Source organism: Staphylococcus caledonicus (genome assembly GCF_016238465.1).
Classification (GTDB): domain Bacteria; phylum Bacillota; class Bacilli; order Staphylococcales; family Staphylococcaceae; genus Staphylococcus; species Staphylococcus caledonicus.
Map to the genome: position 1 here is coordinate 111,460 of NZ_JABTXV010000004.1, position 11,005 is coordinate 122,464.

An 11,005-nucleotide genomic window follows, 5' to 3' on the forward strand; every position below is an offset into this window, starting at 1 on the left:
CGATTAAAAGAAACATTTGTAGTATTTACATTTAGTCTTCGAAAAATTGTATTACTTATATTTGTTTTTCAGGATTTTATTCTATTATCATATTTAAATTATACATTTTACTCAAACTTAAGTTTCATTACTATGCTAGGTATCAATTCTTTAGTATGGTTCATCTGATAAAATTTTTATTTTTAGTTTTATAATAATCTTATAGTGACTTAGTGCATTCATTACTTAAGATACTATGTTAAGTGTCAGCTGATACTGAGTTTTTCTACAAATCAAATAGGTTCACTTCTGGTTCTTCAATCATCGACATAAACCCACTTTCTGTTTGCCAAAACATACGCATTTCATGCATACCAAACGTTTGCTTTTCAACTTCATTTAAATTTTCCCAAGAAGACGGTTTAATAACTATGTTGTCTGTATTATCAATAACCAAATTACTAATATAATACTCTCTTTCTTTTCCACTTAAACTATTAAGTTGCTTTTGCAAATTCAACAAATTTTTACCATCTGATTTCAACCATGATAGTAGCGCAATGCTTCTTCCACTTTCGGGAAATACGTTAAAATATATATGGCTAACTATTTCGTCTTTTTCTAAGTCTTGTATTAAATTTCTTTCTAAATCAACGATAGGTGCATAATAACCACAAGCAGCAAAATTCACTTCTTTATCAAATTCCCATACAACATTTACTAAACAATTAAAATTTTCATTTATTATAGCATTATCAAATTCTAACTTTTTTGCTAAAAAATCATAAACTGCCATTTGTTGTCCTTTTTCTAAGTATTTATAAATATCATTACTATTTGCGAAATTACCACTAAAATTACAATCCGTAATCTTTTTATAATATTCTGATACAAATGCTTTGTAAGCATATTGAAATATTTGCTTTATTTCTTCTTGAAATTCCTTATTATCTATATCTTTAAAAACTTCTTGATCATGGTAATTACAAAATCCTGAAAATGTAGTTGCTTGTTTTCGTCCATAAATATGTGCAAATTCAACCGGTGTCTTTGGGGTATAATGGGTCATAACCACCTTGCCATCTTCACTGATTTTACTTAATATCTTATTATTTTGAATTGCATGAGCTTTAGATATCTTACCTTTGCAATTCTCTCTTTGAGGATGAAAACATTCTTTTATTTTTGATTTCTTTAATAATGAACTAATTTCATTTTTGACGTCCTTGCTAGTTGGCTTACTATCCTTTCTCAAACAACAATTCTTATATTTTTTCTGGCTTCCACAATAACAAAGTTGATTTCTACCTATTTTCAATTATTTACTCCTTTAATTTTATATAACTATAATTTTGAAAGTATAATTCTTAAGTTTACTCCCTTATAATAAACTATAATTAACCAAAAATAATACTATTAATAGATTAAAAATAGTCTTAATTGGCTGATAAATCAGTTTAGTAGAGTAATACTTTTCTAGAACATACGAAAGTATTTTCTAATAATCCATGTTTTATTAAAAATTTCTTAACTATAACATATTTCTATTTATCGACTATTAATATTGTTTTAATCTTCACTATATTTTTAACATATTAATATTTATTTTAGACTCCTAGCAGACATACCTCTTTCCAAAACTCTAACTAGTCAAATTCCTTTTGTCTAAGTGCTTCCTTTGTGGTAATATCATTATGCATAAAAATTCGTGATACTAATAAAGAAGAAGGTTTAAATATACTATGAAAGAAAATTTTTGGAGTGAATTGCCACGTCCATTTTTTATTTTGGCACCTATGGAAGACGTTACTGATATCGTCTTTCGTCATGTGGTTAGTGAAGCAGCTAGACCTGATGTGTTTTTCACTGAATTTACAAATACTGAGAGTTTTTGCCATCCTGAAGGCATACACAGTGTGCGCGGACGCTTAACATTTAGTGAAGATGAACAGCCTATGGTCGCTCATATATGGGGTGACAAGCCAGATCATTTCAGAGAGATGAGTATCGGTTTAGCAGAAATGGGCTTTAAAGGCATTGATTTAAATATGGGTTGTCCTGTAGCTAATGTTGCCGGCAAAGGTAAAGGTTCTGGACTGATTCTACGACCTGAAAGAGCAGCCGAGATTATTCAAGCTACTAAAGCAGGCGGATTACCAGTCAGTGTTAAAACTCGCCTCGGTTATTATGAAATAGACGAGTGGAAAGATTGGTTAAAACACGTCTTCGAACAAGACATCGCGAACTTATCTATCCATCTTCGTACACGCAAAGAAATGAGTAAAGTAGATGCACACTGGGAATTAATTGAAGCTATTAAAAATTTACGCGACGAAATTGCGCCAGACACATTATTAACTATTAACGGTGATATCCCAGATAGACAAACAGGTCTTGAACTTGCCAATAAATATGGTATCGATGGTGTCATGATTGGTAGAGGTATCTTCCACAATCCTTTTGCTTTTGAAAAAGAACAACGCGAACATACAAGTAAAGAATTATTAGACCTGTTGAGATTACATCTATCATTGTTTAATAAATATTCTACAGATGAAACACGACAATTCAAAAGTTTACGCAGATTCTTTAAAATCTACGTACGTGGCATTAGAGGCGCAAGCGAATTACGCCATCAATTGATGAGTACGGAATCAATTGACGAAGCACGCGCATTACTCGATGAATTTGAAGCTCAAACCGACGATGATTTAGAATCTTAATAATTATCTCACAAGACCCCTTGCTAACTATGCTTGTTAACAAGGGGTCTCATCATATCTAATGTTTTCAACTTTATAGCACATTTTCACATACATAAAAAAACAAAAGCGTCTAGAATGATTCTAAGACGCTTTTGCTTGTAGCAATTAATGGTTTTAGTTTATTTTAATTTTTAATCAATGTGCCAATTTTACCATCTAGCGCATCTCCTAAGCCTTCTAGAGATGTAATTAATACGCTACCGTTGTCACTTTGTTCAAGGAATTGGAGGGCCGCTTCAACTTTAGGAAGCATACTACCTTTCGCAAATTGACCGTCAGCAATATGTTGTTTGATTTCATCAACTGTTACTTCGCCTAGACCTTCTTGATTATCTTTTCCAAAGTTAATATAAACATGGTCTACGGCAGTTAAAATAATCAATTGATCAGATTGTAAGTGAGCCGCTAATAATGCACTTGTTTTATCTTTATCAATAACGGCATCTACACCTTTGTAGTTATCTTGTTCTTTAATGACTGGGATGCCGCCACCGCCAGCTGCGATAACGAGTGTGCCATGTTTGATAAGTGTTTCAATACTTTCTAATTCCACAATATTCATTGGTTGTGGAGATGGTACGACACGACGATAGCCACGTCCTGAGTCTTCTACAAATTGGTAACCTTTTTCTTGAATAGTCTTATCTGCTTGTTCCTTAGTATAGAATAAGCCGATTGGTTTCGTTGGATTGTTGAATGCTTGGTCATCTTTATCAACTTCAACTTGTGTCACAAGCGTTACAACTTGTTTATCGATACTCATTGAATGAAGTTCATTCAATAAACTTTCTTGCATTTGATAGCCAATATACGCTTGGCTCATAGCACCACATTCAGGGAATGGGAATGGTGGACCTTGTTTATTTTCAGCAGCATAGTTTAAACCTAAGTTGATACTTCCGACTTGTGGTCCGTTACCGTGACTAATTACCACTTCATATCCTTTATTGATTAAGCTTACTAACGATTTTGCTGTCCCTTTTAATAGTTCTAATTGTTCTTCAGGTGATTGACCTAAGGCGTTACCACCTAAAGCTACGACGATTTTAGACATTTTAGGTCCTCCTTCTCTCTATTCTCCTAAAGTTGCAACCATTACAGCTTTAATTGTATGTGCTCTGTTTTCAGCTTCTTGGAAGACAACAGATTGTTCACTTTCAAATACTTCGTTAGAAACTTCCATTTCTGTTAAGCCATATTTTTCTTGAATTTGTTTACCGATTGTAGTTTCAGTGTCATGGAATGATGGTAAGCAGTGCTCGAAAATCGCATGTGGGTTACCAGTTTTTTCCATCATTTCTTTTGTTACACGGTATGGTTCTAATAATTTGATACGTTTTTCCCAAACTTCATCAGGTTCACCCATTGATACCCAAACATCTGTGTAAATTACATCTGAACCTTTCACACCTTCATCTATGTCATCTGTTACTAAGATTTCGCCACCATTTTTAGCTGCGATTTCTTTACAACGATTTAATAAGTCATCAGTTGGGTTTAATTCTTTAGGACATACAAGGTGGAACGTCATTCCCATAATTGCAGCGCCTTGCATTAACGCGTTCGCTACGTTGTTACGTCCGTCACCAACATATGTGAAATTGATTTCGTGGTAAGGTTTTTTCAATACTTCTTTCGCTGTTAAAAAGTCTGCAAGTACTTGAGTAGGATGATCTTCATCAGTTAAGCCATTCCATACAGGTACGCCTGAATATTTAGCTAAATCTTCAACAATACGTTGTGAGAAACCACGGTATTCAATGCCGTCATACATGCCACCTAATACGCGAGCTGTATCTTTAGCAGATTCTTTTTTACCCATTTGGCTACCTGTTGGTCCAAGATAGGTTACGCGAGCGCCTTGGTCATAGGCTGCTGTTTCAAATGCACAACGAGTACGTGTAGAGTCTTTTTCAAAAATTAAAGCAATGTTTTTACCTTTAAGTTTTGGTTGTTCAATGCCAGCATATTTCGCACGTTTAAGATCTTCAGATAAATTAAGTAAGAACTCTACCTCTTTTTGAGTGAAATCTAATAATGTTAAAAAGTCTCTATTTCTTAAGTTTTGCATAGTTAATATCTCCTTTTATTAATATAGTTTTTTTATTTTTTGATAATCCAATCTTTGTCATCTTGGAATATCATGTTGTCTTCTTTTAATTCATTAATTACTTGTCCGGTTGTTTTCCTAGACAGACCTGACAAATGACTGAGTAATTGAATCGTCATAACTTGTTTTATTTCATAAAATTCTTCATTATCTTCGCCAATGGTATGACATAAAAGTTTTAATATTTCTTCGATTCGTTCTTTGGCTAAATTAGCAGTTAGCGCCATACTATATTCTGCTTGGTACTGTATCGTCTCATTAAGTTTTATAAAGAGACTTTCAAAGATTTCTGCATGGTTTTTACATAAATATTCTAGTAAGTCTTTAGGTAACGTAATTACTGTGCAATCTGTTAGAGCAGTACACATTTCATAAGTTGGTGTAGTTTCACTAAATAAATGATTCATTGGAAAGAGTGAATGTTCTCTGGTTAATCTTAAATACGTATTACCATTTTCATTAGATATTTCATGTGAAACACATCCATTTACAAGAAAATATACAAATTTAGTTTGATTAGATGAATAATATATTACTTGTCTTCTTTTATACTGAAATAACGCACAATCATCTTTGTAAGGTTTAATAATACTTGCAGGAATATTTAAGTACGTTGCTAATTGTTCAAAGCTATCAGTAAACTCTTTGTCTGAGTATTGAATACTACCTCTTTCTCTATACATAACAATTTACTCCTCGAAATATTTACATTAACCAGTACTTTAAAATACTGAAATATCACCTGAAATCAAACGAACAATTCCTATGATTGCAAGTACAATAATGATGACAAACAGAAGGTAATCTACTTTAGTTAGACGTTTCTTATTATCACGTTGTACATAGCTATATACGAATAAACCTGGGATATATAACAACATCGTTAATAATAAGTAATCGATTCCAGCTGCATATACTAGCCAAATGGTATAGATTGAAGCGATAATACCTATCGTCCACTGTTTAGGCGTCGCTCTCTGCTTATGCTGAATTGTATATTTAACTTGATAAAATGCACTAAGTGTATATGGAATTAAAATGGCACTTGATGCAAGTGAAAATGCAAATTGATATGCGCTATCTGTAAATAGCATACTTACTAAAAATATTTGTACTAAAATATTTGTAATTAACAAGGCGTTGATGGGTGCTTTGTTTTTATTTTCCTTAGCGAACCATTTAGGGAAGAGACCATCTTTTGCTACGATGAATGGTAATTCACCAGCAAGTAATGTCCATCCAAGCCAAGCACCTAATACTGAAATGATTAAACCAATATTTACTAGTACTGAACCCCAATGACCTACAATGTGTTCTAATACCTGTGCCATTGATGGGCTTGCAAGTTTAGAAATTTCATTTTGTTGGATCACACCTTGTGCTAATACTGTCATTAAGAAATAGATAATTAGCACTGAGACTAACCCGATAACTGTGGCGGTTCCAACGTCTTTCTTCGTCTTCGCACGACCTGAGAAGACGACGGCACCTTCAATACCAGTGAAGACCCATACAGTGACTAACATGGTGCTCTTAACTTGTGACATTGTATCTCCCCAACTAAAGACATCTGCGTCACCACTTGTCATACCGTAAAAGCCAGACATAAAAGTATCAAAATTGAATACTACTACCATACAAATAATGACTAAAAATATAGGTATCAATTTAGCAACAGTCACAATACTATTAATAAACGCTGCAGTTTCTACACCTCTAAGAATTAGGAAGTGTACGCCCCATAGTAAGATAGAAGCTACAATAATACTTGGAAGTGTATTACCGCCTTTAAATATGGGGAAAAAGTTCCCAACCGATGACATTAATAATGTCGCGTAAGCTACGTTCCCAAGAAAGGCTGCAAACCAATAACCCCAAGCACTTGAGAATCCAACAAAGTCACCAAATCCTTTTTGTGCATAACTATAAATACCGCCTTCAAGCTCAGGCTGTTCATTAGTTAAATTTTGGAATACAAAGGCTAGAGAAATCATTCCAATAGCAGTAATAATCCAACCGATAATAATGGCTAATCCACCAGCTTGACCACCCATATCCGAAATAATATTGAATGCTCCGCCACCAATCATTGAACCTATGACTAGACCAATTAAGGAAGTTTTACCTAATTTATTTTCATCCATATTAAATTCCCCTAAAAGTGGCGGTAAAAGTCGTTTCATTAGAAGTAATAATTAAGTTAAGTTTGACTTTTACCCCTATCAGTATTTTTATTAAATATCTTCTCTGAACAGTGGTTGGCTCATACATCTTGGGCCTCCACGTCCACGAACAAGCTCACTACCTGTGATCTCAATAACTTTAATGCCTTTATCACGTAGCAGTTGGTTAGATACGTAGTTACGGTCGTAAGTTACAACGACGCCTGGACGGATACATAGTGTATTTGAACCGTCATTCCATTGTTCACGTGCGCCATCAATGACGTCGCCGTTACCTGTTGGAATAAATTCAACTTTTTCTACACCTAACACTTCCGCAAGTGTTTCGCGTAATTTGCTTGAGTGTGTGATTTTAATGTCATCTTTTGCATCGTCATACTCGATTGTGAAGATGTTCATGTTGTTTTCTTCTTTAAAGATGGCTGAATGAACTGTAAATTTGTCGTAATCAATCATTGTAAATACGGTATCTAGATGCATAAACGTACGACTATTTGGAATTTCAATTGCTACCACTTTTTTGAACGTAGATTTTTCATCTTCAAAAATGTTACGAGCTAAACGCTCGATAGCTTGTGCTGACGTACGTTCAGAAATACCAATTGCTAACGTTTCTTTAGAAAGGACTAATTCATCTCCACCTTCAATGTTGAAACTTGAATCACGGTCTAACCATACAGGTACGTCTTTATCTTTGAAACGTGGATGATGTTTCAAAATGTATGTGATAAAAATGGATTCTCTACGACGGGCTCTCCAGTACATACGGTTAATTGTCATCCCTCTACCTACAGAGGCTTGAGGGTCACGTGTGAAGTACAGGTTAGGCATTGGGTCTAGATAGAATGGATAACGATCATCCATATACTCGACTAAGTGTGTTGTCTCTAATTTAATTTCTTCTTTACGCACACCGGCCATCACTTTATCGACAAGCTCTTGATCTGTTAAACTGGAGAAGAAGTCTTTAATTTCTTCTTCATGACCGAGTACTGTTTTTTTGGATTCGGCAAGAATGTCATCGATAAATTGTTCACGTACTGCTTTGTCAGCAATGGCTTCTGCAGCAAGTTTTTCTAAATATACAACCTCGATTCCTTCGTCTCTCAAAGTTTGAGCAAATTTATCATGCTCTTCTTGAGCAACTTTTAGATAAGGAATATCATCGAATAGTAAACCACTTAAATGATTAGGCACTAAATTTTCTAATTCTTTACCTGGTCTTTTCAATAGCACTGTCTTCAATCTTCCAATTTCACTGTTTACTTGAATGGGTTGTTGTACCATATTCAACTTCCTCCTTTGCTTTATTTCACCATTAGTATAAAGCGCTTCCAAGTATAGTTATGTGAATTATTTCACAAGTGTTATGGTAGTTTTTTCACTCATTCAGATTTATTCAATACATAAAATTGGTTAAATATTCACTATTTCCATAAAAATATGTATATTATATGTAAATTAATCTTTTTATTACTTAGTTTTTTTCTACAAAAAGTTTCTTATACACTTTTTTGTATTAGTAATCATTTCGATTTAGTTAATCCTCACTTTTACTAGCGTTAAATAGTTGATAACAAATATACTGCGCCCTCTCATTTGACGTAGTTAGTATCATAATAGTGTCATTACCACCAATTGTGCCTAGTATTTCTTTCATTTTTAGTTGATCAATATAATAATTTATACTTTGCGCAAAACCAGGTGAGGTTTTTACTAATATGTAACTATCTTTAATTATGATGTTATGAATTTCTTCGCTATAAGTTTTTAACTTTCTTCTAGCTTTTATTTGTTTGCTTTGGCTTATTTGTTTATAAAAGTATTTATTATTGCTAATGGGAATTTTATAAACTTCTAACTTATCTAAATCGCGAGATATAGTTGTTAAACTACAATAAACATCAAAATGTTCGAGCAAATAGTCTACTATTTCTTGTTTTTTGCTAAAATTATTCTGTTTGATTATTGATAATAGTAGGTCTAAACGTTTTTCCTTTTTCACTTCTTAAGCTCCTTTTCTTTAAAATTAAGGGTTATTTTCAATAGGAAAATTTATATGTATTTTTATATTCAAATTCTTAATTATGATGGAATGCTTGAAACAAATATAAATAAGATTACCTATAGAGTTTTCTACTCGGTAGGTAATCTAAAATTAATGTCATTTTTCATTAAACAGATTTATTTTATATCAAATTTAACTATGATGTAGTTACATACTTAACATATATTAGAGATTTAAAAGAAAAATTTAGAGCACCCTTCGCTTTATGATAAAGGATGCTCTATTTATATATTTTTATTGAATGCTTGTCCTAAGCGCTATTTAACAATTATACTTTTATAGAAGTTCTATATAATTCAATTTCAAACTATGTTAAACTCTATATGTAATTTTATTTTTTATATTCAAAAAATATAGGGGTATTGACATGAAAAGATTTTCCACAATATTAATAACAAGTTCATTATTACTTTCAGCCTGTTCCCATGAGAACAATAGTGACGACGGGGATAAGACTAAAAATGAAAACAAAACGACAGATAGTAATCATTCAAAAAATAGTGATGATAACCAACAGAAACATAACAAAGTCGTTAAAGATGGTCGTACATACATAGACGGTATTTTAATCGTAAATAAAGAAATTAGCCTACCTTCAAGTTATAATCCTGGCGAAGATCCTAAAGCACAAGAAGCATTACAACAATTATTTAGTGATGCACAAAAAGACGGTATCAATTTATACAAAATTAGTGGGTTTAGAAGTTATCCTACGCAAGTTCAATTGTATAATAATTACGTTGAGCGAGATGGCAAAGAAGCAGCAGATAAGTATAGCGCGCGTCCAGGCTATTCTGAACATCAAACAGGACTTACATATGATGTCGGTGGCGTAAATTCAGACAAAAACCTTTATGAAAGTTTTGGCGAAACAAAAGAAGGACAATGGATTGCAAAAAATGCGCATAAATACGGATTTATCGTACGCTACCCTAAAGGCAAAGAAAACATAACAGGATATCAATACGAACCATGGCATTTACGCTATTTAGGAAAAGACACAGCAACAAAAGTTTATAATTCCGATAAAGCACTAGAAGAATACGTAGGCTTGAAATAAGCATTTTATACTCTATAGCAAAAGCATCCCCTGCTAATCATTCGGTTAACAGGGGATGGTTTACTATATATTGATAATTGGATTAATAAACTTTTTTCTTACTAGTATATTCAATTTCAGACTTACACTTTTTAGTCTTTAAATGCCAAATATTTAATACTAATTATCAACATAGATACGATCCTTGACATGAATATTAGCATTTAAATACTTACACGAGGGCGAAATTATTCTTTCACCAATACAGTAATCCAAAGGTATTTCATTTTTTAGTTCAAATTCAACTACATCATAATTATCATACGGCATGGAATTAAATGGTGAATCTATTTCATCATAAATAAAGTTATTACCTTGTAGCGCATTGCAATGTTTGCAAATATTTGCAAAATATTTTTTGTTTATCGTTTTAGAGTAACGTTCTTTACAATTAGTTTTATCCTTTAAATATTCCTTTATAAAACTAGGAATATTACGATTTAATTCTAAAAAAACCACATCATAACCGGTTTCTTCATACACATTTTTATTAGAAGGATAATTTAAATCTATTATGTCCTCACTTTTTACTCCAATTGCATAGACGGGCGTAGATTGTTTACACTTCCAACATTCTTTAGAGGCTATAAAAATATAAATATTATTTTTAACTACAGAGTCTCCTTCCACCCATTTTGAAAATCTAAAATAATATTGAGGATTTGTAGCAAACCATAGTTTTCTCTTGTTATCCCACTTAGCAAATTTACTTTTAGCATCATCTTTTTCTTCATAAGGAACGTTTAAATATAGCATTACTGTCCACCCACTCACCAATAAGTTATAGTAAAAATATTATAT

Annotated in this window: 10 protein-coding genes; 2 read left to right on the top strand and 8 right to left on the bottom strand. The window is 32.7% G+C overall.

The window, feature by feature from the left end:
* Positions 1-265: 265 nt before the first annotated feature.
* Positions 266-1,297, bottom strand: coding sequence for a YecA family protein (locus HS848_RS10790; protein ID WP_198612333.1), 1,032 nt, complete (start codon positions 1,295-1,297; stop codon positions 266-268).
* 424 nt (positions 1,298-1,721) lie between these two features.
* On the opposite strand from HS848_RS10790, the gene HS848_RS10795 reads away from it, so the two are divergent.
* A complete protein-coding gene (locus HS848_RS10795; protein ID WP_198612334.1) occupies positions 1,722-2,702 on the top strand; it encodes a tRNA dihydrouridine synthase in 981 nt (326 codons plus the stop codon).
* A gap of 166 nt (positions 2,703-2,868) precedes the next feature.
* Here HS848_RS10795 and arcC read toward each other — a convergent pair whose 3' ends face one another.
* From arcC to HS848_RS10825, 6 genes are all read right to left on the bottom strand, one after another.
* Positions 2,869-3,798 (bottom strand): carbamate kinase, encoded by a 930-nt coding sequence (arcC, locus tag HS848_RS10800; protein ID WP_198612335.1) that lies wholly within the window; start codon positions 3,796-3,798, stop codon positions 2,869-2,871.
* An 18-nt stretch (positions 3,799-3,816) separates the two neighbouring features.
* Positions 3,817-4,815: an ornithine carbamoyltransferase gene (argF, locus tag HS848_RS10805; RefSeq protein WP_107508539.1), complete on the bottom strand. Its 999-nt coding sequence runs from the start codon at positions 4,813-4,815 to the stop codon at positions 3,817-3,819.
* Positions 4,816-4,847: 32 nt separating this feature from the next.
* Positions 4,848-5,537: a Crp/Fnr family transcriptional regulator gene (locus HS848_RS10810; RefSeq protein ID WP_198612336.1), complete on the bottom strand. Its 690-nt coding sequence runs from the start codon at positions 5,535-5,537 to the stop codon at positions 4,848-4,850.
* Between the two features lie 39 nt (positions 5,538-5,576).
* Positions 5,577-6,998: an arginine-ornithine antiporter gene (arcD, locus tag HS848_RS10815; RefSeq protein ID WP_198612337.1), complete on the bottom strand. Its 1,422-nt coding sequence runs from the start codon at positions 6,996-6,998 to the stop codon at positions 5,577-5,579.
* A 90-nt stretch (positions 6,999-7,088) separates the two neighbouring features.
* Positions 7,089-8,324 (bottom strand): arginine deiminase, encoded by a 1,236-nt coding sequence (gene arcA / locus HS848_RS10820; protein WP_198612338.1) that lies wholly within the window; start codon positions 8,322-8,324, stop codon positions 7,089-7,091.
* Positions 8,325-8,577: 253 nt separating this feature from the next.
* Entirely contained in the window at positions 8,578-9,042 is a 465-nt protein-coding gene (locus tag HS848_RS10825; protein ID WP_198612339.1) for an arginine repressor, read from the bottom strand.
* 430 nt (positions 9,043-9,472) lie between these two features.
* Between HS848_RS10825 and HS848_RS10830 the strand changes: the two genes are divergently transcribed.
* A complete protein-coding gene (locus tag HS848_RS10830; RefSeq protein ID WP_198612340.1) occupies positions 9,473-10,165 on the top strand; it encodes a M15 family metallopeptidase in 693 nt (230 codons plus the stop codon).
* Positions 10,166-10,324: 159 nt separating this feature from the next.
* On the opposite strand, the gene HS848_RS10835 is transcribed toward HS848_RS10830, so the two are convergent.
* Positions 10,325-10,960 (bottom strand): DUF5710 domain-containing protein, encoded by a 636-nt coding sequence (locus HS848_RS10835; protein ID WP_198612341.1) that lies wholly within the window; start codon positions 10,958-10,960, stop codon positions 10,325-10,327.
* Positions 10,961-11,005: the final 45 nt, after the last annotated feature.

What these genes read in the sequence shown, in the direction of transcription:
- HS848_RS10830 (WP_198612340.1), top strand. Translation starts at nt 9,473, where the DNA reads ATGAAAAGATTTTCCACAATATTAATAACAAGTTCATTATTACTTTCA.
- argF (WP_107508539.1), bottom strand. Translation starts at nt 4,815, where the DNA reads ATGCAAAACTTAAGAAATAGAGACTTTTTAACATTATTAGATTTCACT.
- arcA (WP_198612338.1), bottom strand. Translation starts at nt 8,324, where the DNA reads ATGGTACAACAACCCATTCAAGTAAACAGTGAAATTGGAAGATTGAAG.
- HS848_RS10835 (WP_198612341.1), bottom strand. Translation starts at nt 10,960, where the DNA reads ATGCTATATTTAAACGTTCCTTATGAAGAAAAAGATGATGCTAAAAGT.
- HS848_RS10795 (WP_198612334.1), top strand. Translation starts at nt 1,722, where the DNA reads ATGAAAGAAAATTTTTGGAGTGAATTGCCACGTCCATTTTTTATTTTG.
- HS848_RS10810 (WP_198612336.1), bottom strand. Translation starts at nt 5,537, where the DNA reads ATGTATAGAGAAAGAGGTAGTATTCAATACTCAGACAAAGAGTTTACT.
- arcD (WP_198612337.1), bottom strand. Translation starts at nt 6,998, where the DNA reads ATGGATGAAAATAAATTAGGTAAAACTTCCTTAATTGGTCTAGTCATA.
- arcC (WP_198612335.1), bottom strand. Translation starts at nt 3,798, where the DNA reads ATGTCTAAAATCGTCGTAGCTTTAGGTGGTAACGCCTTAGGTCAATCA.